This window comes from Bacillus sp. RC240 (assembly GCF_044907945.1).
Taxonomy (GTDB): Bacteria; Bacillota; Bacilli; order Bacillales; family Bacillaceae_G; genus Bacillus_A; species Bacillus_A mycoides.
Genome location: NZ_JBIYCT010000001.1, coordinates 199,734 through 226,284, shown reverse-complemented (window position 1 = coordinate 226,284; position 26,551 = coordinate 199,734). Strand labels below are relative to the sequence as shown.

The window sequence follows — 26,551 nt, the reverse complement described above, 5'->3', positions numbered from 1 at the left end:
CTATATTATCCTCTATTCTTTCTTATTTCTTTTTCAATTTTACGAAGCGCTTTTTTCGATCCGCGCTCCATATCGTGCTGCATTTTTCTTTCTTTATAATCGACAAATAGTGTATTTAAATCATATCCTTCTGGGTATAATTCTTTCGCCGCTACCTCTAAAGTAATACGTTTTACATTCACTTCAACGAATTCACCGTTATAATATACAACGACATTATAGAAATTATCTCTTTCCTTATAGATGATACCAAAATCATCATGATCCAATAAATTCACACGGTCACCGATTTTATATTCATAGTCATTTTCTCTTTTTTCTTGCACGAATTTTGGTTTTCTAATTTTACTTTCATTCACTTTTTCTAGAGCGTATTCTTTATTTGCCATATACTCTTTCGCTCTTTGCAGTACATGGTCTCTCACATTCATTTTATTCGCAATCCAAAGTGCATTACTTTCACCTGATTTACCGATCACTAATTTATAAAGTGGCTCTAGTGTTTCACTATTAAATTGCATTGCTGCGTTCATAAAATCACCATGCATTTCTGAAAAACGCTTAATTTCACCGTAATGCGTACTCGCAATTGTAATACATCCCGCAAGGTAAAATTCTTCTAAAATAGATATCGCAAGCGCCGCACCTTCATTCGGTTCTGTACCGCTTCCTATTTCGTCAAATAGTAGTAATGTATTATTATTTGACATCCTCATAATCTCGGATAGATTTTTCATATGCGATGAGAATGTACTTAGTGCATTTTCAATACTTTGATTATCACCAATATCTACAAATACGTTGTCAAAAATAGCAATTTCCGTTTCTTTATCTCCAGCGATGTGCAAACCTGACATCGTCGCTAATGTTAACAATCCTATTGTTTTTAGCACAATTGTTTTTCCGCCTGCATTCGGTCCTGTAATAATTAAACTACGGTATTCTTGACCGATTTCAAAGTTTAACGGTACTACTTTCCCACTTAAAAGCGGATGCTTACAATTTACTAAATGAATGTGGCCATGATCATTTAACTTCGGCTCTATTCCATCGATTGATTTACTAAATTTCGCTTTCGCAAATACCATATCATATTGGCTAATTAGTTCCATATTAATTTTTATATGATAAATGTTTTCTAATACCATTCCTGATAATGTCGCTAAAATTTGATACTCTTCCATCGCTTCTTCTGCTTTCAAACTTGCGAGTTCCGCATTTAATTTTGTAACCGTATGTGGTTCTATAAATACAGTAGAACCTTTTGCAGATGCTTCAACTATACTTCCCGCAACTTGATTTTTATAAGAAGATTTAATTGGAATCGTATACCTATCGTCCTTCTTACTAATAAAGAATTCCTGAATATATTTCTTATTTGCACTACTATTTAAAAATTTCGTTAAACGTTCTTTTATTTTTCCATCTACAGAATCAATGTTATTTCGAATTCGTTTTAACTCTTTACTAGCAGCTGCATCAATGCCATTTCCTTTAATTGAAAAGTTAATTTCCTCTTCAATACTTTTAAATTCAGTCATTGAATTTGCATAAGAAGCTAATACTGGCGCAAAGAATTCTTTATCTAACATAAATTTTTTAATCTTTCTACATCCACGTAAAAAGTCTGAAACGCTCACTAACTCTGCTGGATCTAAAATCATCCCTTTTTCTAATTTTTGAATTGTACTAGCGATATTGGAAATTCCGAAGAAAGGAACATGTCCTTCTGCATCTACTATAGCTCGTGCTTCTGTCGTTTCATTTAAGCGATTTCTCACTACTTTTATACTCGTACTCGGCTCTAATTTATTTAATAATTCCTTACCTAATCCACTTATACAATATGATTTCACTATTTCCATTAATTCGTTATATTGTAACTTTTCAAAAGTCATCGTATTCATTTTGTTTCTCCTCACTATGATTGATTTCTATCATCAATGAAGATACCTACTCATTAGATTCCAATGAATTCTACATTATTCAATTACCATTTTTATACATCAAAAACATATACAAAAAAGCTGCGGGGATACCGCAGCTTTTACATTTACAAGGCAAGTGTAATAACATATGAGGAAATAAGCCATAAAAAAACAGATGGCAATCCCCTTATTACACGCTTTATAAAGTATTGTAGGTATCTTCATAGGTTTCGAAATAAATCCATGACAAAATTAGGGGTATGATGTACATAAAAATCCCCTGGTCTTATCCGATTTATTTCATTAAATTTTTCCTATTTAGTACCTACCGCACTCACAAAAAGCACCTCTCATTAATTTATATTTTATGTTCATTGAAATCTAATTTATTGAAATCATCATACTATATGTTTTATAAGAAGTAAAGGTGTCATACTTTAATAACTATGCAGAATGTAAAAAAGAAGAGGAGAACTTATATTTCAGTCTACCTCTTCTTTTCATCACCAATTTACTGCTGAACATATATGGAAACCGAGCCTCCATTTACATGGAACTGCCCCCATCCATCTTTATTAATTGTTACAGTATTTGTTTGATTACCCGTAATATCGTACCATACTTCCCCAGCGTTATTCTTTCCAACATCCATCCACTTTGATCCTCCTGGTCCGTCCGAGAGTAATGTCGCTAAACCAGAATTAGCATGTACACCATCGCCTTCTCTTGTCCAGCCAATCACATCTGGATGGTCTAAATAATCACGCTGCGTACCATATGCAAAGTTTTTTCGTGCCGTCAAAATTGGATCAATTTTATCTTTTAACGCTGGAATTTCATAACTACTATTTCCGCTTGTCCCATAGTAATCACCATAGAAAACTGAAGGATAGCCCTCTGCACGTGTTAAAATAAATGCATATGCCAACGGTTTAAACCACGGACTTACTACAGATTCCAATGACTGTCCAGGTTGAGAATCATGATTCTCAACGAGAGTAACTGCGAGTGCAGGGTGATTTTGCATTACTGTTCCATTTAAAATAGTTCTCATATCATAATTCCCATTTCCTTTTGAAGCATAATGAAAATTGTAATGAAGCGGTGCATCAAATACAGATTGATTATAATTGACTTTCGCCAAATAATTATTTAAAGTCTGGATATCATTTTGCCAATATTCAGCTACTGTAAACATTTCTTTCCCCGTTTGCTGTCTGACATGATTTACCCAATCGCGTAAATATTCATGATCAATATGTTTAACAGCATCTAAACGAAAACCATCTAAATTTAATTCATTCGCATACCACGTCCCCCAATTTTTCATCTCATTCGCAACATCAGGATGATCAAAATCAAGATCTGCATACATCAAATAATCATAATTCCCATTCTCGCTAGACACTTCCCAATCCCATGCTTTACCTATACCCCTAAATTTATAAATTCGATTTAATTTCCTTCCTTCATCCCAATCCGTTCCGTCAAAATGATACCATTTCCATTTGAAATTAGAATAAGAATCTCCGCGCCCTGGAAAGTTAAACCCCGTCCATGCATTAATTTCATAATCACCTGACACTTCAATATTTCGATTGTTACGGTCTACCTCAACAGCTGTGACAGTTTCAGTATAATCTGCTCCACCTTTATGATTCATAACTACATCACCGTATACATCGATGTTTTGCTTATGTAAAGCTTCAATTGCAGATTTCAACTGTACTTTTGTCCCATATTTCGTCCGCACCGTTCCTTTTTGATTGAATTCCCCCAAATCATATAAATCATACGCTCCATATCCTACATCATTTTGTGAAGTCCCTTTATATGCAGGTGGTATCCATACAGATGTAATTCCTTTATGAGCTAAATTTCCAGCATCAGAACGCAAACGATTCCAATGATTCCCATCATTCGGAGCGTACCACTCAAAATACTGCATTAATGTTCCATTGTTTATCGTTGCTGCTTCCGCCTTATTCCCCTCATATATATTAGGGAAAAGTAAAGTAAACAATAAACAGACTACCATAATCCTTTTCAACATATTTACACCATCCCTTCAAGAAAACGTTTGCATAATTTATTAAAATTATTATAATATTCGTTCTACAGTTAGTAAAGTAGTAATCTTTTAATCTCTCACATTATTTTTCACGTAACTTCACATATTCCACAAGTACCCCCACATAGTTTAAATTTCACATCTTATTCAAGATTGTTTACAATTTACCTATAAAATCATAACGGAGGGATTTTCATGACAAACTTTCAAAAACAATTTTTCGCACGATTAAATATAGAAGAAAAAGAAACAGTTTCATTTGAAGATTTACCTAACATTATGTACGCAATGTCACAATCTGTCCCTTTTGAAAACTTAAATATTCTCGAAAACAACTTTAAAGAAATATCAAAAGAAAATCTAAAAGAAAAAATTTTAATAAACAACCGTGGCGGCCTTTGTTATGAACTCAATCCTACTATGTATTACTTCCTTAAAGACTCTAAATTCGATGTCCATCTCGTTTCAGGAACAGTTTATAACGCTGCAAATTCTATATGGGCTGTAGATTCAGGGCATATCGCAACTGTTTTACAACATCATAATGAACTTTACTTAATTGAAGTAGGTTTCGGATCATATTTACCCCTTTCCCCTGTTCCTTTCTCAGGTGAGATCGTTCATTCTGTAACAGGCGACTATCGTATTCGTAAAGAAACGACTGAAAAAGGTAATTATATTTTAGAAATGCGTAAAAGCAATGAGTTTCTAGATCAATCTTCTACTGATGATTGGACAGTAGGTTATGCATTTTACTTGGAAGAAGTGGATGAAACGAAAGTAAATGCAGCACAAAAAATTATTGTTGAACATGAAGGTTCACCATTTAACAAAGTACCTCTTGTTGTAAAACTTACTCATGACGGGCACGCATCATTAACAAAAGATAGCCTTACAGTAACGAAAAATAGAAATAAAACAAAAAAAACAATTACAAAAGAGCAATATACAAACCTCCTTCATTCAACGTTCGGCATTACATTATAACTTTTAAAGCCTCGCCATTTCCGGCAAGGCTTTTTATTTTCCAGCAGGGATTTTTTGCAATTTGTTGTATTTCATAGTTATATAGGAATATAACTACATATTTAGAAAGGAAATGATTATGACAGAACTTAAAGATCGACTACAAGTAGCTGATAAAGAAAAATGGGATTTAACGGATATTTATCATACAATTGAAGATTTGGAAAGCGATTTTCATAAAATTGAAGTATTAACGAATGAATTACACAAGTTTAATGGAAATATTCACGACGGCAATAGTTTATTAGCTTATTTAACAAAGAGTGAAGAAATATCTAGCATAATATCTTTAATGTTCGCTTATGCACGATTACAATCTGATCTTGATACACGCGATACTGACGCTCAATCCCTTGTCGATAAAGTATCACAATTACACGTGAAAGTAAGTGCGGCTAAATCTTTCTTTTCCCCATTCTTACTTAGTGTAGATGAAAACACATTACATTCTTACATAGAAGAAACAGAAGGCTTACACTATTATAAAGAAGACTTATTTGAGCTATACCGTTATAAAAAACACGTTTTGAATAAAGACCAAGAAGAGATTTTATCACAAATGAGTGAAGCACTCTCCTCCCCGCAGCATACATTTGGCATGTTAAATAATGCAGATATAATTTTTGGTGAAGTGACTACTGATGATGGAGAAAAAGTAAACTTAACACGTGGAATGTATTCAAAGCTAATAGAAGATGAGAATCGTGAGAAACGTGAAGAAGCCTATAAAGCTTATTACAAACCATACGTTCAATTAAAGAATTCTATCGCTTCTACTTTGTCCGCAGCTATTAAAAATAATGTTACTGTCTCAAAGCTACGAAAATATCCATCAGCTTTAGAAAAATCATTATTTGGCGACATGGTTCCGAAAGAAGTATATGAAAATTTAATTGAGACAACGAAAAAAAACATTCAATCATTACATACGTATAATGAACTTAGAAAAGAAAAATTAAATGTAGATGAACTACGACAATACGACTTGAGTGTTGATTTAGTAAAAGGTGTAAAACAAGACATTCCATACGATGAAGCGTTTGATATAATGATCGCGTCACTAGCTCCTTTAGGTAAAGAATATATCGAAACATTAAAAAACTTTAAAGATAAACGCTATATAGACGTGAGAGAAACACCAGGAAAACGTTCTGGAGCTTATAACTTTGGTGTATACGGTGTTCATCCTTTCATTCTTTTAAACCATCATGATGATTTAAATAGCCTTTTCACCCTTACTCATGAATGCGGGCACGGTATGCATACGCATTACTCACACGGATACCAACCGAGAATTTCTGCACACTATTCCATTTTTGTTGCAGAAGTCGCTTCTACAGTAAATGAAGTGTTATTAATTCATTATTTATTAAAAGAAGCAAAAGAAACGAACGTACGTAATCATTTAATTAACTACTTTATCGATAGCTTTAAAGGTACTTTCTTTACACAAATCATGTTTGCAGAATTTGAAAAAATCACACATGAAATGGCCGAACAAGGTAAACCATTAAACGCCCAAGTCTTTAGCGAAATTTACGAAAACTTATTTAGAGAATATAATGGCGACTCCCTCGTATTTGACGAAGAAGTAAAATATGGCTGGTCTAGAATCCCTCATTTCTACCGTCCATTTTACGTATACAAATACGCAACTGGATTCGCTTCTGCCATTCAAATCGCCGATAAATTATTAAGCGGTGATCCAAATGCTCAGAAAAACTATATTGAATTCCTTAAAGGCGGAAGTTCTGACTATCCATTAAACCTACTAAAAAAAGCTGGCGTTGATTTAACTACACCAGAACCGATTGAAAGTGCATTAAATCGATTCACCCAACTTGTTGAAGAGTTTTCAGCATTATAAAAAGCATGCAGAGTATATACTCTGCATGCTTTTTTCATTTCGGTTACTTTATGCTAAATGTTGCTGCGTCACACAATGAATCATACCACCATACGCATACAGTTCATTTACATAAACACCGACAATTCTTTTTCCTGGAAACTGCCCTTCAATGATTTGAAGCCCTAACTTGTCATGTTCATCGCCATATATAGGAACTAATACAACTTCATTTCCAATATAAAAGTTCAAATATGAGCCCTTACAGTCTGCTTCTTTTACCACTTTTCTTGTCACCGGTACTGGTATGAGCTGAAATGGCTTTCTATCTATATTTCTTGCTTGTCTCAATTCTTGATAATGCTTTTCGTACGCCTCCAAAAGGTATGATTCGCTTTCCCCGAAAGGATCATATTCATAAAGAATTGTATTTTCATTTACAAAACGCGCTGCCCCATCAATATGGTAATCTGTATCTTCATCATAATTATCCTCTCCGCGAATACCAGTTATCCATATAAAATTCGTTACTCCCAAATACTTCGTTAACTCTATTTCAATCTCTTCCTGATTTAGTGTAGGATTTCGATTTTCATTTATAATAGAAGTTTTTGCCGCCATTAAGGTGCCATTTCCATTTATCTCTATTCCTCCACCTTCTATACAGACACTAGATTTAACTTTTGGAATGCTATACATTTCACTTATTTTTTCCGGAATAACAGCATCATTTTCATACGGATATTTATCCCCCCAACCATTAAATACCCAGTGTGTTAAACAGAGATTGCCTTCCTTATCTTTTACAAAGATCGGTCCATTATCTCTTATCCACACGTCATCCGTCTCTTGAACTAAGAAATCAATTTTATCCATATCCACTTTCGCTTCAATTAACTTCGATTGTACATGTACTTTTTCTTCTTCATCATATACAACAATATGCACAATCTCTCCGTAATGAAGCTCCTTTGCCATCGTTACCCAAATATCATCTAGCTTAGATCTGTAACCTTCACCTCTATGAGCTTTATCATGAGGCCATTGGAGCCATGTTCCCTCATGATTTTCCCACTCAGCAGGCATATAAAACAAACTATTTTCTATATTTCTCATACGTGTTCACCCCTTCTTCGAATGTAAGTTCAGTCTAAACTTTGACATCGTGTTAAGGTCAACAGAAATATATTAACTACTTCATAAACTGATTCTTTATTTTCCCTTGTGATACACTACTTCTCCTTGTAAAACCGTCACTAAAACTTTCGCATTCGGAATCTTATCGGCACTCATTTTAGTAATATCTTCATTTAGTAATACCATATCGGCTGATTTACCTACTTCAATTGAACCAGTAATATTACCAAGACCTAATGCTTTGGCGGGCTTAATTGTATATGCATCAATAGCTGCGTATACATCAGACAAGCCCTTTTCATCAATACTTAGTGCATTCGAAATCGTCACAAGTGGATCTAGTTCATTTACATCCCAATCACTACTAAGTGATACGTTTGCTCCTGTTTTCCAAATTCGCCCTAACGGCATAATTCGTTTCATCTGTTGATCTGTAAAATACGTACTTGCCCAGCTTTGTTTAGGATCTTCCGCAAAATCATGGCCTACTTGAAAATCAGCGCTAATACCTAACTTAGCAAAACGTTTTATATCACTATCTTCTACCATCTCAACATGTGTGAGCGTATACGGCTGATTTGCCCCTTCTTTTTTCGCTGCTTCAATTGCATTTAAACTCTCTCTTACCCCGCCATCCCCAATCGTATGAATGAGTGCACCGTAACCAAGTTTATTCAGTTCCGTCAACCACCATTTCATTTTTTCTTCTGGAATATAGTTCAAGCCATACGGTGTTCCCTTAAACCACTCAAATTTATATTTTTCTAGTATTTTAGCTGTGCTGTTAATACTAATTCCATCACTATACATTTTCACTTGATTAATAAGCATTCGAGATGATACATCATCACGCTTAATTTTTTTGAAATACTCAATTTGTTCTGCTTCATTTAAGTTCGGATATACCCACGGACGAAGTACTACTCGCGATGTTAACTTTTTCTCATCATTAACTTTGTTCCAAACATCTAACCAGCCTCGTTTCCAATAGAGACGTCCATCTCCGACTGTAGTAATGCCATTCTTCGCAACCTCATCTAAACCGTCTAACAAACCTTCATAATTTTTTTCAAAGAGATTAGGCTGAGAATTCCATGCTTTTTCCATCACGATATCCCCAGCTGTATCATACAGAATTCCAAAAGGTTCTCCTGTCTCTGGATCCCGAATGATTCTTCCGCCTTGCGGATCTTTCGTCTCTTTATTTATTCCTGCTGATTCCAATGCCTTTGAGTTAACCCATACAGAATGAGAGGTTCTTTCCATAATTAATACAGGGTTATTAGGAAATAGCTCATCAAGAACTTGTAATGGCGTTTGTTGTTCTGATTTTTCGTCCATATCTTTTAACAGCTCTTCCAAACTAAATCCTGTTCCGCTTATCCATTCACCATCTTTCACATCTTTTTTACAAGCCTTTAAATACGAGCGTTGTTCTTGCAGCGCAGCATCCGGTGAAACACTACAATTCCCTGCTGCTGGTGATTTCGCCTCAAATATATGATTGTGATTGTCCACAAAACCAGGAAGAATAAAACGCCCTTGTAAATCCACCACTTTCGTATCTTCATTTATAAATCCTTCTACATCTTTGTTTGAACCAACAAATGTAATTTTCCCTTCTTTAACGGCTACAGCCTCTACAATGTCTTGCTTGTCATTTGAAGTATAGATTGTACCATTTTTAAACACTACATTTTTTGGCAACTGATTTGGTAGAACGAAGCTACCATTCTCACCTTCTCCTACTCCAGGAGTACACGCTGAAAACCATGTCATACTTAGAATCAGACAAATAATCATGATTGTTCTTTTCATATTCTTTCTCCTTTTTATTATGATGAATTACTTACATAAATAGAATAAGGATTGACATAATGTTAATGTCAATCCTTATTCTCAGTCTATTTTCATAACTAAAAAACAAATTTGTGTGACATACTCTTCTACTAAACAATCACATTCAGGTCCCTTTATGTAGACCTCATATGGTGAACCATCTATTACATAACCATTTCTTTCAATCCATTTTTCTAACGCAATATAAGCGTAGCCTATATAGTCATAACTTCCATAATGCATAGTAGTAACGATTTGATGTGGATTTAATTTTTTTATTTCATATTCTTGTACTACATCTTTATTGTTCCCATGCATGACCGGAATCCTTAATTCAACATCACTTTCATTTGGAATATACTCTTCATCATAAAAGACCGTAGAGGGCGAACCGACCATTTGTAAGTTATGCTTTTGTACTTTTTCATATAAGTCATAAAAATAATCATCCATATCATCTATATTTATTTGCAGTCTTTGAGCAATTACTGTTATTTCATTTCTCATTCCAATAAATATATCGTAATTTCTATGACAAGCAGTATTTAAAGCATAATTCATATTTACCATTTCATTCATTTCTGAAATAACCTGTAAATTTTGTTTCACCTCATGAGACAACTCTATAATTTGTGATTGCATATGTTTAATAAATGAATCTTGATCTGATGATTGAAGAATTATTTTGATTTTCGGTAAAGGAAACTTATACTCCCTTAGCTTTTTAATTTTCAGCGCTATTTCAAGCTGCCCTTGCTCATAATATCTATATCCATTTACCGGATTCACATATGCTGGTTTTAATATATCCTCTTTATCATAATGCCTTAACATTCGTGTACTCATTTTACAAATCCGCGAAAACTCAGTAATTGTATACATATAAATACCCCTTGAATACATTTTCTTATATATAAGCTTATTTATTAAAACCAATCAAATATTTTTCTGATTGAAGAACCTTCATTCTGATCGTTCAGCCTTTTCATTTTTGAAGGTAACAAATGACTAGGACAATACCACGTTAAACAATTCATCGCGCCTCCCATTGTCGATATTTCTCCTACATGACTTTGAATAACTTGTTTCTCAGTATGCTGTTGAATATATCGTAAAACTTCCTCATCTTTAGCTAATCCAAACTTAGGAACGTAAAGCGTATCACATGTTTCTAACATATTTATATATAAACCTTTTGCTGACGCTATCTCTTCATCGTATTGACCCTTCTCTGTATATGACGAAGGAACAACTATAAATTCAGCCTCTGGCATTTGCTCTTGAATAATCTCTTGAACCTTATATCTAAATTCATGATCCCCTAAAAAATCACTAATAAACATTGTATGTTCATCAATAAATTTAACCATCCCGTCTGCGTGTGCAAGTACATCTCCCTCTTCAGCAGGAATAATAATAACCCGACTCACATCTAAATCCCATTCCAGTTGCTCTATAATTTCTTCTTCCGTCCAATCATAATTATCATCAAATATGCGTTCCGTTAATATAACGGTATCTTTTTTATTCCAAATAAGATTTCCACCGTCTAATATCAATGGAGATGTCACATATTCAAAGTCGTTTTTTTTCAACCATTTATTAAATTGTTGATCTAAATATCGTCCTTGATCTTTCGGTAAGTAATTTGGTTGATATTTGAATTTAACTAGATGATTTGTTACAACTGGTGCAACATCTCTTAGCCAAATATCATCATACTCAAAAAAGTTTGTATGAAAGTCTTGCTCTTCAACAGATAAAGATATAAGTTGATCGGTAAATGCTTTATTTTCATTTAAGTATTCATTAAAATAAATAATGTCTTCATAAAATGGTCGATAATATTCATTCGATTCATCTGGTATTGCAGTAAAAATAATGCCACTATGTTTTTGTTCCATATTACTTACCTCGCTTTTTAATAATGATTGAATAACTGTTTTCAATAAGCTAACTATTCCCCAATTCATTTCTCTTTTCATTACAATTTTTGAAACGTGCACATTTCATGAATGGATTATAGCACGGAGAAATATTATATATTTATATAAAAAATATAAAGCCGTCGTTAAGCCATAAACTGACTCTTGACAAGATTTTTAAATTTTAATCGCCGTACACAATGACGGATTAGATGATTTTTTTATCAAGATTCAAATCCATTACTTCTAACAGGGCGTTTTGATTATATAAATTCACTAAATGTGTTTCTACCCCTATGCAAATCCCTTCTAGCGGAAGATCGTTTGGATCCTGACCAAATGGATCCTCAATTTCAACCCCTATTGCTTCAATCCCTATAAATGCAAAACTTATGAACGTAGTTGCAAGTACTGTAAACCATCCAAGACTATCAACAAGACCAATCGATAAAGTCCCGCAAAATATGAGCAGTAAAATTTTAATATGAGCAAAATATGCAAAAGGAATAGGCGTTGTTTTGATCCGATCACATCCACCCACAGCCGTAAGCAGAGTATTCAAATCAGCTTCCATATTAATTATTGCATTTGGGTGAATTTGACCCGTTTTCAAACCTTTTGATAGTATAGTTTTTAACATAAAAACTATACTAATCGGTAAATGAATAGACTCAGTCAACATTTCTTTTTCCTTCTCAGAACAAATATCAAACAATGCTTTTATTTCGGATAAATCTTTTTCGTCTCTCAAATGTCCTTTCGCTATCTTTGGAAAAGCAATTAACAAATGTAAAAATTTTAATTTTTCCTGATCCGTCTTTTTCCCTTCAGACTCCCAATAACATAAAAAACTAACTGCCAAATTTCTAGTACAAGCACCAACCGTGCCAAATAACTTTCTACCTTCCCAATACCTATCATAGGCAGTGTTAGTACGAAAAACTAACAGTAGACCTAAAGCTCCTCCAACAATTACCCAAGGAGTTTGATTAATTTTTATTTCTACATAATAATAATTAATCACAGTTACTATCGTTGAAATACATATATATAATAAAATTTGCGGGAAAATATCTCTTATAACTGTTCCCTTTAATGTAAATATTTGATGTAAACTATTTTGATTATTGTAATGAACCATATTTACAAAAACCTCTTTCCTTATTAACCTTTTATTCTTTTAAATTATGAAAGTATACAATTAAATAGCAGAATCATAAACCCTATTATTATAAAACTGGTTAAGATTATTTCTTTCAATACTGTTACTCCTTTTTACCAAAAGATAAAACATCTTTTTTGATTTAAACAACAAACGTTCACTCTTCTAAATCACGACGCATTATTTTAGAATTTGCAATGACTAAAGCACTAATTAATACAAGAATCGCGCAAGCATATATCAATGAATCCATTGGACTATCATGGTCTATAATAATTAGACGAACAATAGCCGTAATACCTATATATATAAAATAATGTAATGGAAAATGAAAGTTCATTTGAAAATACTTTATAATCATTACGATGAATTCAAAATATAAAAAAAATACGACAATGCTATCAATTAAATGATAACTAGATTCCTCACTATTTAATTTAAGTTCTTGTATAAATTGAATGACTTCTTTCATAAGAAACACACTTAAAACAATTCCCAAACAGATCAAAGCTACATTTATAATGTACTGTAGAACGATAGGGAAAAACGAAAATACTTTTTTAAAATTCTTTACCACAAACATTTTTCTCCTTTTCCATATAAACCAATAATGACAATATACTTTTATTCAATTATCGTTACATTAAAATTATACATTCCGTTCTTGTTACAGATGTTAAAACAAGACAAAATAAGTAAAGATAGCATTTCACCTATTTTGTCTATAAAGCAACATAACGAAACTATAATCGATTACTTCAATTGAATCGGTTGTTGCTGTGTCACACAATGGATCATTCCGCCATTTTTATAAAGCTCTCTCACATCAATTCCCACTACTTTACGATCCGGGTATAATTTCTGAATCGTATCGTTTGCGATTTTGTCATTTGGATCATTATAGTTAGGAACCAATACAACTGTATTCCCAACATAATAATTGATATACGACCCCTTATAATCTAGAGTTTTTCCACCTTCTAAAGTAACTTTATCTTTACTAAGCGGTAAGTATTCGTACTTATATTTCTGTCCTGAAGCATTTTTTGCATCTAACAATTTATCCATATCTTTGTTTGACAAGCCCCATTCAGCCAAGTCATCTTCTGCCATCGTTACGATTGTAGATTTATCATGGAATTTAGCAAATCCATCAATATGAAAATCAGTAATATCTAAATTAGGCACTCCATCTAACCAAATAAAGTTTGTCACCCCAAGGTCACTTATATATTTTTCAATTTCCGCTTCTGATAAATCAGGATTTCTATTTTTATTCGTTACTGCGCTTCGAGTTAATAAAGCAGTCCCATTGCTGTCTAATTCAATTGCGCCACCTTCAAGGACAAATTTCCCCCAATCAATTCTTTCAATCCCTAATTGTTTACTAACATTCTCACGTATACGGGCATCATTTTTATATGGAGTTTTCTTTCCCCAACCATTAAATGCTGGATCTAATATTTTTAGATTTTTATTATTGTCATAAACAAAAATCGGTCCACTATCTCTTGCCCACACATCATCAGTAGGAGCGATAAAGAAATCAACTTTATCCATATTCAGCCCCTTATCTATTAAAAGCTTATTGATTCGCTCTTTCTCTTCCTCATCATATGCAACAATGTGGACTTTTTCACCCTCAGTTAAAGCACTTGCCATCTTAATCCAAATAGGTTCAACTTCTTGTTTATACTCTTGACCATATGTGTATTCATGAGGCCATTGTAGCCATGTACCTTCATGTTTATCTTTTTCATCCGGCATCGTATATTTTCCAGCGTTTTTCTGTACCTCTACTTTTTTATCCTCTTTCTCTTTCCCTTTGGCATTTTCATTATTCCCTTCAAAAGAACATCCACTAATAATCGTTGTAGATAATGTAGCTATTAAACAAAACTTTACTATTTTTTTCATTTTTCAACCTCCTGTTCATGTCTACAATACTGTAAGGCTTAACATAGTGTGAAGCTCAAGCTTTTTCATCAATGTAAAAATTACCAATTATTCTTCCGCATGATAATCACATAATTTCAATACAAATAGATGACATTCACAAAATACACTTCCTATATTTAACATCCATATCATTTAACTTCCTTCATAAATTTATTCTAATACTAATCCCCTCTCATACATGCTTGTTCACTAAATAAAAAAATCGGTATTGATAATTTTATATCAATACCGATTTTCAAATAATTATTTTCCTTCTATTAAATCATTCGCTAATTTCCTAAACTCTTGATTAAATGTATCATTCATACCATTTTGTACGTTAGAGAATAATATTACAAACGTTCTTTTATCCCAGTTAAAATTATTAAAAGTGTTCCAGCCAGCTAATACACCATGGTTATGATAATAATCTGGGTAAATATAGAAGCTAAATCCATATTTTCTCGCAGGTGATACTGTAAACATATCTGATAAGCTTTGTTTAGAAATCAGCTTTCCATCCATAATAGCCTCATCTAATCTTTTCATATCTTCAACGGTCGTATACATTTCACCACAACCATACAGCCAGTTCATTTTTAAGCGGGGTGTAGCTATTAACTCATTATCTTTTTTCGTGTAACCTTCTGCTAAGAAAATATCTTCAGGGAGAGTTGCACCCATACCAGATTCATTCATTTCAACAGGAGTAAAAATGTTTTCTTTCACATATTCAGCAAGCGGTTTATTCGATATCTTTTCTACAATATACGCAAGTACCATATAATTATAATCTGTATATTTCCATCCTGTCCCTGCAGGAAATTGCAACTTTTGCGCTCCAATCCACGTTACTAACTTTAAACGTGATGCCGCATCAACACTACCTTGTCCCTGATCTGGTAACCCGGACGTATGTGTTAACAAATTTCGTAACGTAATGTTTTTATCTGCTGGAAACGATGGAATATACTTATTTACATTGTCTTCAATATTCAATTTCCCTTTTTCTCTTAGCTGTAATATAGATATTGCAACTACTGTTTTCGTTATGGAACCGATGCGATATTTTGTTCTTGGCGTTGTTAAAACTTTATCTTTTACATTCGCATACCCGTAGCCTTTTCGTAAAACCACATTATTTTTATCCGTTACGAGAACCGTCCCGTTAAATCCTTTATCTTTTAAATATTGATCGAGTTTCGTTGCTGCAATATCATAACGTTTTTGCTGATTCGCATCAACTTTCGGTTGAACATTTCCAACTTTATCCTCAAAATTTGAAAATGCCTTCAAACTGTATTTCTTTTCTTTATTTGCATGTATGAGTGCAGCGACACTCCCACAAAAAATAGCAAAAACAAAGAAAGCGATTAACCATTTCTTAAACATATGGGAACCCTCTTTTATCTAGTTTCACTTTATACTTTTCCATTCTATTCTATATCTTTTAGTTTTTAAATATCTTATAATCTATCTACTCTATTATTCCTCATAGTAAACTAGATTCCTTTTTCTAACGTTCAAATTTTAACTACTCTCTATTGTAGTTCTTTTTTACAAAATTTCCACCTTACAATCGGATACATCCAACTTTAATTTTAATTTTTTATGTAACATTCGTTACACATTAACAAGAATGGAGGCGTTAATTTGAAAAAGACCGATAAGCGCAATCGTTTAGATGATATGATGTTTCATTATCGAGTAACAAAAAACAATATAGTTTTAATTGAATATTACGAAAAAAAGATTGTAATTTTAAAAGGAAATGATGCTGAAAAATTTTTAAACAAAATAAATCGGGCAAGTAACGAAAAAGAAAAACAGCTTATTATGGCTAAAATTACAGGTAATTTCAAAAGAGGAAATGAGCGTTAATGAAAACGAATCTCATTTCTAAATTGATTATACAGCATATAAAAAAAGAAATGTCACTCTCACGACATTTCTTTAGATTTTATTCATAAAAGATTTACATTTTTAATATTCGTTTACTTTTACATAAACTCACTACTGAAACGCTTAGTAATGCAGCTATCCCCATCCATGCATATGTGTAGCCTTTTCCATCTACTATATAACCCAACAAAGCAGGTGCAAAGATAATAGCAATTTGATTAAGTGTAAGCGCAAAACTCACTGTCATCCCTACCGATTCCTCACTTGCAGACTCAGCAACTTCAACCATAAAAAGACTAAACCAACCGATCGCAAAGAACCCTAGCAGTCCGCTCATCACAAACAATACCTCAAGTGTCATTGTGTTTATACTCATTACAACAACTAAAATTAAGCAACAAGAAATACATACAGTTATTAATAAAGGTGTACGACGATCACCTTTGTAATATGTATCACTTATTGTAGCTAATATAATTCGCCCAATCATTCCTGCAAATAGCATAACTGAAAATACTTTCCCTGCTACAATAGGTGTTATCGATTTTTCAATGACTAAAAATTTTATAAAATGTCCGACTAATATCATTTGTAAAGAAATCATGCAAATACCTGTAATAAAAATTGGATACAGCTCTTTTTTACATATTACCTTTTTTTAACTGCATCCAAAAAGAAATACTTACATTTTCTTGGCTCGTGTGTTCTCGTACGTACGATTCCTTATAAAATATGAAAAACAATAACCCGCCTACTATACATATAGTTGCAATAACATTTATCGTATAAGCTAAACTAAATTTAATTGTAAGCAAAGGGATTATTACTCCTGCTAACGCCCCTCCAATAGGTATACCAGCTTGCCGTATTCCCATAGCTAATCCGCGAATCTCTTTCGGAAACCATTTCAAGATTACTTTACTTCCCCCTGGCTGGGATACGCTATAAAAAGTCCCTATTAAAAAAAGGACAAATAATAACCCAATAAATCCCCTTGCCATATGAGCAAGTAAAAGCGCCCCGCCAAGTAATACGGCACTCGCTCCAATTAATATTCTTTCATTATATCGATCAAGTAACCTTCCGGCAAAAAGCATACAAAACAACGGACCAATATTTACAGCACTTATTAACAACCCAACCTGCATATTCGAAAGTGCATATTTCTGTTTCCAAAATAAAGCGAGTACCCCTACTCCATATGTTATAAGTGTTGCACTTGCCTGTGCTACCGTTGCCAAAGTTAACATGATCCATTTATTAGAACTACTGTACTTTTCAATTTTTTCTTCACTTATCAACGTTATCTCCCCCATATACCTTTCATTGTATGAAGGTTCTGATATCATGTAAAATAAGTGTTATTAATAGAATCCATCAAAAAAATTGATACCTTTTTCGGGGTGATAATAAATGGACATTAAAGATTTAACGGTTTTTTTTGAAGTTGCGAGAGAAGGAAATATATCTCATGCCGCTAAAAACTTAAACTATGTACAATCAGGTGTAACGATGCGTATAAAACAACTAGAAAACGAATTAGGCGTACCACTATTTTATCGAAACGGAAAAGGTGTTACTTTAACTTCTAACGGAGAAATTTTATTAACATATGCAAAACAAATCATCCACTTAATGGATCAATCCATTAAAGCTGTTCAAAGTAGCAGAACCCATCCGAAAGGCACATTAAAAATCGGGTGCACAGAATCTACAACAGCCGTTCGTCTCACACCTATATTAACGACCTATTATGAAAAGTATCCAGAAGTCGAATTTATTTTAGAAACAAATACGACCGAATGGTTAACTCAACTCGTCTTAGACCGTCAACTGGATGGAGCATTCATCGCTGGAAATATTCAGCATGTTGAACTTCATACCCTTTTATTTCGAGAAGAAGAACTCGTTCTCATTAGTAAGACTCCTCTATCTTCCTTTAAAACAATAGGAGAACTGAATTTACTCGCTTTTAGTCAAGGATGTTATTACAGAAAACTATTAGAAAACTGGCTTCAAGAAGAAGGGGTTTCACCTAAAAGAATACTAGAGTTCGGAACAATTGAAGCAATACTTGCATGTGTAAAATCAGGTATGGGCGCGGCTATTATGATGAAATCCATTATTCCAGATTATGAACATGGTGTATCTTTAAATACATTACCAAATCACTTTAAAAAGGTTCCTACTACCTTTATTACTCGAAAAGACATTTTTCACTCAGCTGCCTTGCAAAAATTTATGGAGATGATCAACAATGCGTGAACAGAAAATACGTGGTATGAAACGAAGAACACAAACTCTTATAAAAAGAATTGAAGACTCTACTAAAGCATTTCCGTCTACTTTCTATAACGATGAATACTGGCATATGCCTTTACCAGGCTCTCAAGCTTTTATCGATTCTAGTACAACACCTAGGAAAGTAAAGCGATTGTGCATTCAAGCCCTGTTAAATCAAGCGAATCAATTAATGACAATGAAACCGAACGATACAAATACATATCGAGTCGTTGTTATGATCAAAATAGCAAGCTTATGGAACTCACAAATCATCATATTTAAAAACGATGACTACTTTCAAAATTTTTTCAATAGAGATAACGAATTTCAAAAATGGATTCCCCTCTCCAATGCTTCCGACTTCGGGCATGAATGGAAAATATCAATTTCTAACAGCATCCAAACATTGCATTTCCAAGAGATAATCCATGATGAAGATGGATTTTATGATGAAGGAGAACTTTTGTTTATAGGAGAGTTATCATAATCAAATAATATCAACGATTTTTCGAATATATCCACTTTCAACTTACAATATTTTTATTTTGTAAGTTGAAAGTGGATTGTTATAAAGCACCGCTTGTGAAATACAAGCGGTGCTTCTTATTTAATTACACAATAAATTGTTCATTACTTCTTCAAGTAATACGTTCGGCTTTAATACCTCATTTTCCGTACGCCATCCAATAAATCCATCTGGTCTTATTACTACCGCTCCTCCATTTTCTATCCCGTATAGTTTTCTAAAAAAGTTACCTTGATCGATAAAATCACCAGTTAAACCTACCTGATATACTTTTATCTTTACTCCTAATCCAGATGAAACAACATTTGCAGCTTCAGTCCAAGTACTAGGCTCTGCTCCAGTAAGTAACACAAAGTTGCTACCAAATAGATCAAGTATAGAAACTTCTTTTCCTTCATAAGTTCCCCAAAAATGTGGCGCACGCGTTCCCGGGCGTCCGTTCAAATCAACTATATTCATTCTATGCGGTGTGTTACATTCGTCTATAATTGCTTCTGAGCAATACTGATAACCAGCAGTGACAGCTAAACTATCCATATTACTCAAATTACCTTCCTCTCTATTCGCAGCACGAAATAATATACTACTCGCATGGTCCGTCGTTAATTTTGCAACAGGATATCTCTCGTCATGATACGTTTCTAACAATTTTGGATTTGCTTTCCCTTTTATAACAGCCGCTAATTTCCAAGCTAAATTATGTGCATCTTGTATTCCTGTATTTGAACCGAATCCTCCTGTTGGCGGCATAATATGCGCCGAGTCACCAACTAAAAAGATGCGATTGTCCTGAAATTTTACCGCTGTACTTTCACTCGCTTCCCACGGCAAAACACTTACTATTTCTGGCTTAATATCCGTACTTCCAATTGCAGTTTGAATAATTTGTTTACAGCGTTCTATAGAGAAATCCTCTGGTCGCTCCCCTTTTACTGGATCATAAGCTACATGATAAATCCATTTACTTTCGTTATCGACTGGAATAAGCGCACCAATTACTTCTGGATGAAGTATCATAGTAAAACCGAATGCGTCTCCTTTAATAAATTCACTCAAATCCGCTTCAAAATATATGTTCATATAATAACCAACGATTGTACCACGGCCCTCGGTTAAAATACCTAACTGTTCACGTATTTTACTTTTCGCTCCATCTGCTGCAATTACATAATCACAATGAATCATGCTCTCTTCTTTCGTTTTACGATTTCGAATCGTTGCTATTACTCCGTTTCCATTTTGCTCATAAGAAACTAGTTCATGATAAAAAGATAGCTTCCCGCCTAATCTCTGTGCTTCTTGTAACATCATCTCCTCTAAAGTAATTTGATAACAAGCAGTTTGTTTTGATGGGCTAATCTCTTCCACTTTACGAAATAAATTTCCGTTATTTTCATACTGCGCCGCCCTTATTTGTTCCAACTCTTCATGCTTTACCTCAGCTATTGTTTGAACTGCAATTCTCCCGTGACAATTCTCTAATGCTTTACCAGCTAATCTAATTCCTTTTTCTAGACCCAGTTCTCGGAATAATTCCATTGTGCGAAATGTAATTCCACCCGCTTTCGGATGAATCGCAGTAGACGGATGCCTTTCAATAAGTACATAATCAATGTTATGTTTCGCAAGAAATAATGCAGACGATAATCCTGATAATCCCCCTCCAACAATTAAAACTGGTACATGTTTCGATTCCATACATTTTCCCTCCACATATATTCTTCTGAGCTCAGTGACATAAATATAATCAAAAAACCAACAAAAATATAGACTTATATTTCATTTTGAATTATCATATAGATAGATTACGTCCCAAATTACTTTTATCCTTTCATACATCTACAAGTCACTTAATTTTTGTGTGTATGAAAGGATAAAAAAGAAGGCCCTACTTTACTTTGAACTATTCTCTGATATAGACATCAAAAATAATAAAAACATTATAAGCGGTCGTAACCTTGTAAATTATACAAGGTTACGACCGCTTATTTTATTGTTAAATGGCTACCCTTTATCCTCGGCAGACATCGTATTGTTAAATCATTTTCTACCTTTCAACTCCATTATTTTCTATTCCCTATAATAACTACTCCATAATTTTCAATACGTAAAAATGGATTCATCTCGATTTTCTTTCTCAATATTGCAGCTCATACAACATTCATGTAGCATTACCGTATCGATGTAATGGTTCATCATCTTAAACCTTTCGACTAATTATTGGAGGTATAGTGATTGAAATGAATAAACAAGAACAATTAAATGTTATTAAAGAAGATTTTATTAATTGTCAAAAAGTATTACTGGCAATTGGTGACGAAACACGTCAAGCTATTTTATTAGTTCTAATGAAAACAGAATGTCAAACTGGATTACGTGTTGGCGAAATCACTAAACAAACACACCTTTCTCGACCAGCAGTATCACATCACCTTAAGATTTTACGAGAAGCTGGTATTATTTTAATGCGTAAAGAAGGTACAAAGAACTTTTATTATATTGACATACGTACAAAATTAGGATTATTAAAAAATCTTGTATTAGATATTGAGAAGCTACTGCAAAACTTTTATTGAACTTTGGAGGTATAAGAAATGAGAGCAATGGTGATTGATAAGTACGGGAAAGTTCCAATGCGTATGACTGAGATGCCCACCCCTGAAATAAATCAGTATGAGGTGCTCGCAGAAATTCATGCAGCTAGCATTAACCCAATTGATTTTAAAATACGCGATGGAAAAGTGAAGTTGTTACTTAAATATAAAATGCCCCTTATTCTTGGTAATGACTTTTCTGGTGTCATTATAAAAGTCGGAACAAAGGTGACTCAATTTAAAGTTGGTGATGAAATATATGCACGTCCAAGAAAAGATAAGATCGGTACTTTTGCGGAATATATAGCCATTCATGAAGATGATATAGCCTTAAAACCGAAAAATTTAACTTTTGAGGAAGCGGCGTCGATTCCACTCGTTGGCTTAACATCATATCAAGCATTACATGACATCATGCAATTACAAAAAGGACAAAAGATTTTGATTCACGCTGGATCCGGCGGTGTTGGTACTTTCGCAATTCAGTTAGCAAAAATAATGGGTGCCACTGTTGCAACAACTGCTAGTGAAGCTGGTGAAAATTTAGTAAAGTCTCTTGGCGCAGATGAAATTATTAATTACAAAAAAGAAAAGTTTGAAGATATACTGAAAAATTATGATGCGGTATTTGATACACTTGGCGGTACAACACTTGAAAAATCATTCGATATTATAAAAAGCGAAGGGAACATTGTTTCCGTTTCAGGAATGCCGAATGCTCGCTTCGGTAAAGAATTTGGTTCAGGATTTTTCAAAACACTCTTATTTTCATTAGCAAGCAAAAAACTTACTGCACTTGAAAAAAAGCATAATGCTCAATATTCGTTTTTGTTTATGAAACCAAGCGGAGATCAATTACGTATAATTGCAAAGTATATTGAATCTGGACAAATCAAACCTATAATCGATCGCATTTTCCCTTTTGAAGATACTCAAAAAGCAATGGAATATTCAGAGTCTGGAAGAGCAAAAGGAAAGATAATTGTAAAAATCAAATAATAATAAAACTCCATTTTTTTAAAATGGAGTTTTATTATTTGCTGTTAAATAGACATAGTGCAATGAAGTCCTTACAATAGATTTCAAGGGGAAATATCATATTATACTTTTAGCTAATTTTACAAAGAATACATACGTACAAATACATAATAAAAAAATAAACAAGGAGGAGATAAAATGACTAAAAATAATGAAGCAGGTTGGAATTTAGATAATAGTTATACGACTTTACCACAATCATTTTATACAGAAATCCCCCCAACTCCTGTACACTCACCGGAGTTAATTAAACTAAATAATTCTTTAGCAATATCTCTTGGCTTTACTCCTGAGGAATTAAAAAAAGAAACCGAAGTTGCCATTTTAGCTGGTAACGCAATCCCAGAAGGAGCTCATCCACTAGCTCAGGCGTATGCTGGGCACCAATTTGGTCATTTCAACATGTTAGGAGATGGTCGTGCCCTTTTAATTGGGGAACAAATTACTCCTTCAGGCGAACGGTTTGATATTCAATTGAAAGGTTCCGGTCCAACTCCATATTCGCGCCGTGGTGATGGCCGCGCTGCACTCGGTCCGATGCTACGTGAGTATATTATTAGTGAAGCGATGTACGCGCTTGATATTCCAACTACTCGCAGTTTAGCAGTAGTCTCAACTGGCGAACCAATCTATCGCGAAACGAAGTTACCTGGAGCTATTTTAACTAGAGTTGCAAGCAGTCATATACGCGTTGGAACATTCCAATACGCCGCAGCTCGAGGCTCAATCGAAGATTTCAAAGCTTTAGCTGATTATACGATAAAAAGACATTATCCAGAAGTTGAATCTACTGAAAATCCATATGTCGCACTACTACAAGAAGTCATTAAGAGACAAGCAAGCCTTATCGCAAAATGGCAACTCGTTGGCTTCATTCACGGCGTAATGAACACTGACAATATAACGATTAGCGGTGAAACGATTGATTACGGTCCGTGTGCCTTTATGGATAGTTATAATCAAGAAACAGTATTTAGCTCTATTGACACACAAGGCCGTTATGCATACGGAAATCAACCATATATGGCTGCATGGGACCTTGCACGATTAGCTGAATCTTTAATGCCGATTCTACACGAAGATGAAGAAGAAGCACTAAAGATTGCACAAGATGAAATTTCAAAGTTCAGCGTGCAGTACGAAAACAATTGGTTCCTCGGAATGAAGAAGAAATTAGGACTATTTAGCAATGAAGAACATGATCAATCACTTATTGAGAAACTTTTAAAAGCGATGGAAAAATATAAAGCAGATTATACAAATACATTCCGTGCATTAACTGACAATACATTAGAAAATGCACCTTTATTTGAAAGTCCTGAATTTAAAGAATGGTACGAGCTATGGCAATCTCGGTTAGAAAGACAAAAAGAATCACAAGATGATGCCTACAAGTTGATGAAAAATAACAACCCAGTAATCATCCCCAGGAACCACAGAGTAGAAGAAGCACTAGAAGCAGCTGTTAAAGATGGAGACTATAGCGTAATGGAGAAACTTCTTCAAGCTTTAGCAAATCCTTATGAATATTCTCAAGAACAAGCGGATTACTGCACGCCTCCTGTGCCGTCTAATCGTCCTTATCGTACTTTTTGCGGGACGTGATTGTGTAATACTTTTTTAAAAGGTGTGTTCATACAAATTGTGTGAACGCACCTTTTTATACATTTCCCTTTCAAAAAAGCGGACTGAAGCACCCTTTAGCTATCCTTACTAAATTCCACTCCCTCCTTCCTTAAACTAAATATCAAAACTATCTTTATTCCAATTTGTTTAATAGTAAATCTACTAAATAAATGTTGAGAAATATAAAACATCATTTCTAAATATTGTTATTTTTGATACTATATTTTATAAGAATATTCAAAAAGTGAGGGGATTTCATGAACGTTCAACTACAAGGTAATGAACAAATTACGAAATTATTTAATGATTGGTATTTAGCTATGCTAAAGCAAGATGTTTCACAGGCAACGAATTTAAAGCATGAAATTGAGGAAAAGGAACTAAACTTTGAAGAAGATGAAAACTTAGCATTATATCATTCATTACTAGACTTTCGATTTAAAGTTTTAGCAGATAATTTAAGCATTTCAAAAGATAGTTTTGATAAAATAGATTCTTACGTAATCTCATCTAATCACCCACTGTCTTACTACTATCATTTCTTTAAAGGCATTTATGCAACTTTAACCACAGACTATAACTTAGCTAGCGAGCATTATGAACAGGCTAAATTATTATTAGTAAATAACACTGATAATCTAGAGCAGGCTGAATTTTATTATCGAATGGCTATTTTCCATTATCACTTTTACCAACCAATTGAATCTATTGAATATGCGACAAAGGCTAAAGAGATTTTCAATAAACAAGCTGGCTACGAAGTTAAAGTTGGATTATGTAAAAATACATTAGGTGCCTCATTTGTATATTTAAAACAATATGAACAAGCAGAAGAGCAATATAATTCAGCAATACACCTTTTACAAAAATCCGATGAAAAAGAATTAATTTTAAGTGTACGTAATAATTTGGGTTGGTTATATGCCAGTCAAAACCTCTCCACACTCGCAATACGTCACCTATCAGAAGTAACTGAAAAGAGGCCTACACATTTCAAAGCTCTCTTCTTACAAGCAAGAGAACACTCTAAACTAGATGAAACAAGTATTGCTGAGGGGTTAATCCAAAAAGGATTAAAAATTTGTATGGAATTAAATAATGAAGAATATATATATCATTTTAAAATTCTAAACGAAATAAATAATAATGTTCCTTCTGAAGAATTAGAAACAATTATTCTTAAAGGAATTACGTATTTCGACAAAGAATTATTATATAACTACACTCAAGAATACTCAGAAAAATTAGCTGTTAAATTTTATGGTGAAAATAACCACATTAAGGCAAGCGAATATTTTCATAAGGCGTTACAGGCAAAAGAAAAAACATTTGAGAAAGGGGCATTGAAATGATTAAAAAAATTGGCTCTGTTTTTTTAGGACTATCTGTTTTCGGTATTTTAGCTACTGGTATTCATAGTTCAATTACATACCAAGCGGGTCATGCTGATCTTCCTGCACCACAAAGACCTGACTTTGTTCAATCTGTTGACGTAAGTAAAGACTACAACTCAACAACAGCTGTAAAAGCGCTTTAAAAACGAAAGACCTTCCATTAAGAAGGTCTTTTTTAAATGCACTTATTTAGTTAATGTAATCGAATATTTCTTCATACAGGGCTTTCCATATGCCTCCGACGGGATTCGAACCCGCACTCCTTTCGTAAGCATAGGCTGAGGGGAACACGCTTCCCTACGGAATTTCACCGACA

At 33.6% G+C, this 26,551-nt stretch carries 21 protein-coding genes and 1 pseudogene; 10 read left to right on the top strand and 12 right to left on the bottom strand.

Annotated elements, in window-relative coordinates:
- Nucleotides 1-5: 5 nt before the first annotated feature.
- Both ABH955_RS01080 and amyS read right to left on the bottom strand, forming a co-directional pair.
- Nucleotides 6-1,907: an endonuclease MutS2 gene (locus tag ABH955_RS01080; RefSeq protein WP_404444161.1), complete on the bottom strand. Its 1,902-nt coding sequence runs from the start codon at nucleotides 1,905-1,907 to the stop codon at nucleotides 6-8.
- A 532-nt stretch (nucleotides 1,908-2,439) separates the two neighbouring features.
- Complete coding sequence (gene amyS, locus ABH955_RS01075; protein ID WP_404456672.1) at nucleotides 2,440-3,981, bottom strand: alpha-amylase; 1,542 nt, start codon at nucleotides 3,979-3,981, stop codon at nucleotides 2,440-2,442.
- A 213-nt stretch (nucleotides 3,982-4,194) separates the two neighbouring features.
- Between amyS and ABH955_RS01070 the strand changes: the two genes are divergently transcribed.
- Both ABH955_RS01070 and pepF read left to right on the top strand, forming a co-directional pair.
- Nucleotides 4,195-4,986 carry an arylamine N-acetyltransferase family protein gene (locus tag ABH955_RS01070; RefSeq protein ID WP_404456669.1) on the top strand — a complete coding sequence of 264 codons (792 nt, stop codon included), beginning with the start codon at nucleotides 4,195-4,197 and terminating at the stop codon, nucleotides 4,984-4,986.
- A gap of 118 nt (nucleotides 4,987-5,104) precedes the next feature.
- Nucleotides 5,105-6,892, top strand: a complete 1,788-nt coding sequence (pepF, locus tag ABH955_RS01065; protein WP_404490808.1) for an oligoendopeptidase F — start codon at nucleotides 5,105-5,107, stop codon at nucleotides 6,890-6,892.
- Nucleotides 6,893-6,940: 48 nt separating this feature from the next.
- Here pepF and ABH955_RS01060 read toward each other — a convergent pair whose 3' ends face one another.
- The 8 genes from ABH955_RS01060 to ABH955_RS01025 all read right to left on the bottom strand — a co-directional run bounded on the left by ABH955_RS01060 (nucleotide 6,941) and on the right by ABH955_RS01025 (nucleotide 16,264).
- Nucleotides 6,941-7,987, bottom strand: a complete 1,047-nt coding sequence (locus tag ABH955_RS01060) for an agmatine deiminase family protein (RefSeq protein ID WP_404456662.1) — start codon at nucleotides 7,985-7,987, stop codon at nucleotides 6,941-6,943.
- Nucleotides 7,988-8,083: 96 nt separating this feature from the next.
- On the bottom strand, nucleotides 8,084-9,826 hold the full coding sequence (locus ABH955_RS01055) for an amidohydrolase (RefSeq protein ID WP_404456659.1): 1,743 nt from the start codon (nucleotides 9,824-9,826) through the stop codon (nucleotides 8,084-8,086).
- Nucleotides 9,827-9,907: 81 nt separating this feature from the next.
- Nucleotides 9,908-10,729, bottom strand: a complete 822-nt coding sequence (locus tag ABH955_RS01050) for a MerR family transcriptional regulator (protein WP_404456656.1) — start codon at nucleotides 10,727-10,729, stop codon at nucleotides 9,908-9,910.
- Nucleotides 10,730-10,773: 44 nt separating this feature from the next.
- Complete coding sequence (locus ABH955_RS01045) at nucleotides 10,774-11,751, bottom strand: agmatine deiminase family protein (protein WP_002128426.1); 978 nt, start codon at nucleotides 11,749-11,751, stop codon at nucleotides 10,774-10,776.
- 229 nt (nucleotides 11,752-11,980) lie between these two features.
- Nucleotides 11,981-12,913 carry a bestrophin family protein gene (locus ABH955_RS01040; protein WP_404456653.1) on the bottom strand — a complete coding sequence of 311 codons (933 nt, stop codon included), beginning with the start codon at nucleotides 12,911-12,913 and terminating at the stop codon, nucleotides 11,981-11,983.
- A 178-nt stretch (nucleotides 12,914-13,091) separates the two neighbouring features.
- Complete coding sequence (psiE, locus tag ABH955_RS01035; protein WP_404456650.1) at nucleotides 13,092-13,511, bottom strand: phosphate-starvation-inducible protein PsiE; 420 nt, start codon at nucleotides 13,509-13,511, stop codon at nucleotides 13,092-13,094.
- 176 nt (nucleotides 13,512-13,687) lie between these two features.
- The gene (locus tag ABH955_RS01030; protein WP_002167874.1) at nucleotides 13,688-14,851 is read right to left on the bottom strand and encodes an agmatine deiminase family protein; all 1,164 of its coding nucleotides are present in this window, start codon (nucleotides 14,849-14,851) and stop codon (nucleotides 13,688-13,690) included.
- A 285-nt stretch (nucleotides 14,852-15,136) separates the two neighbouring features.
- Nucleotides 15,137-16,264, bottom strand: coding sequence for a serine hydrolase domain-containing protein (locus tag ABH955_RS01025; protein WP_002128430.1), 1,128 nt, complete (start codon nucleotides 16,262-16,264; stop codon nucleotides 15,137-15,139).
- Between the two features lie 261 nt (nucleotides 16,265-16,525).
- Here ABH955_RS01025 and ABH955_RS01020 point away from each other — a divergent pair, with 261 nt between their 5' ends.
- Nucleotides 16,526-16,753, top strand: coding sequence for a hypothetical protein (locus tag ABH955_RS01020; protein ID WP_404456646.1), 228 nt, complete (start codon nucleotides 16,526-16,528; stop codon nucleotides 16,751-16,753).
- Between the two features lie 94 nt (nucleotides 16,754-16,847).
- Here ABH955_RS01020 and ABH955_RS01015 read toward each other — a convergent pair.
- Nucleotides 16,848-18,090 (bottom strand): annotated as a pseudogene (locus ABH955_RS01015) (MFS transporter).
- Between the two features lie 97 nt (nucleotides 18,091-18,187).
- Between ABH955_RS01015 and ABH955_RS01010 the strand changes: the two are divergent.
- Together ABH955_RS01010 and ABH955_RS01005 are read left to right on the top strand one after the other, a co-directional pair.
- Nucleotides 18,188-19,039, top strand: a complete 852-nt coding sequence (locus ABH955_RS01010; RefSeq protein ID WP_404490807.1) for a LysR family transcriptional regulator — start codon at nucleotides 18,188-18,190, stop codon at nucleotides 19,037-19,039.
- Nucleotides 19,032-19,544 (top strand): DUF3916 domain-containing protein, encoded by a 513-nt coding sequence (locus ABH955_RS01005; RefSeq protein ID WP_016127385.1) that lies wholly within the window; start codon nucleotides 19,032-19,034, stop codon nucleotides 19,542-19,544. Before ABH955_RS01010 ends, ABH955_RS01005 begins: the two co-directional genes overlap by 8 nt.
- Before the next feature lie 120 nt (nucleotides 19,545-19,664).
- Here ABH955_RS01005 and ABH955_RS01000 read toward each other — a convergent pair whose 3' ends face one another.
- Complete coding sequence (locus tag ABH955_RS01000; RefSeq protein WP_404467699.1) at nucleotides 19,665-21,281, bottom strand: FAD-dependent oxidoreductase; 1,617 nt, start codon at nucleotides 21,279-21,281, stop codon at nucleotides 19,665-19,667.
- A 533-nt stretch (nucleotides 21,282-21,814) separates the two neighbouring features.
- Here ABH955_RS01000 and ABH955_RS00995 point away from each other — a divergent pair.
- From ABH955_RS00995 to ABH955_RS00975, 5 genes are all read left to right on the top strand, one after another.
- Entirely contained in the window at nucleotides 21,815-22,159 is a 345-nt protein-coding gene (locus ABH955_RS00995) for an ArsR/SmtB family transcription factor (RefSeq protein ID WP_002167867.1), read from the top strand.
- 18 nt (nucleotides 22,160-22,177) lie between these two features.
- Entirely contained in the window at nucleotides 22,178-23,176 is a 999-nt protein-coding gene (locus ABH955_RS00990; protein ID WP_002167866.1) for an NADP-dependent oxidoreductase, read from the top strand.
- Between the two features lie 177 nt (nucleotides 23,177-23,353).
- On the top strand, nucleotides 23,354-24,820 hold the full coding sequence (locus ABH955_RS00985) for a protein adenylyltransferase SelO (protein WP_404490806.1): 1,467 nt from the start codon (nucleotides 23,354-23,356) through the stop codon (nucleotides 24,818-24,820).
- Nucleotides 24,821-25,098: 278 nt separating this feature from the next.
- Nucleotides 25,099-26,193: a response regulator aspartate phosphatase gene (locus tag ABH955_RS00980; protein WP_404490805.1), complete on the top strand. Its 1,095-nt coding sequence runs from the start codon at nucleotides 25,099-25,101 to the stop codon at nucleotides 26,191-26,193.
- Entirely contained in the window at nucleotides 26,190-26,378 is a 189-nt protein-coding gene (locus ABH955_RS00975) for a Phr family secreted Rap phosphatase inhibitor (RefSeq protein ID WP_002137631.1), read from the top strand. The genes ABH955_RS00980 and ABH955_RS00975 overlap by 4 nt, the downstream gene beginning before the upstream one ends.
- Nucleotides 26,379-26,551 lie beyond the last annotated feature (173 nt).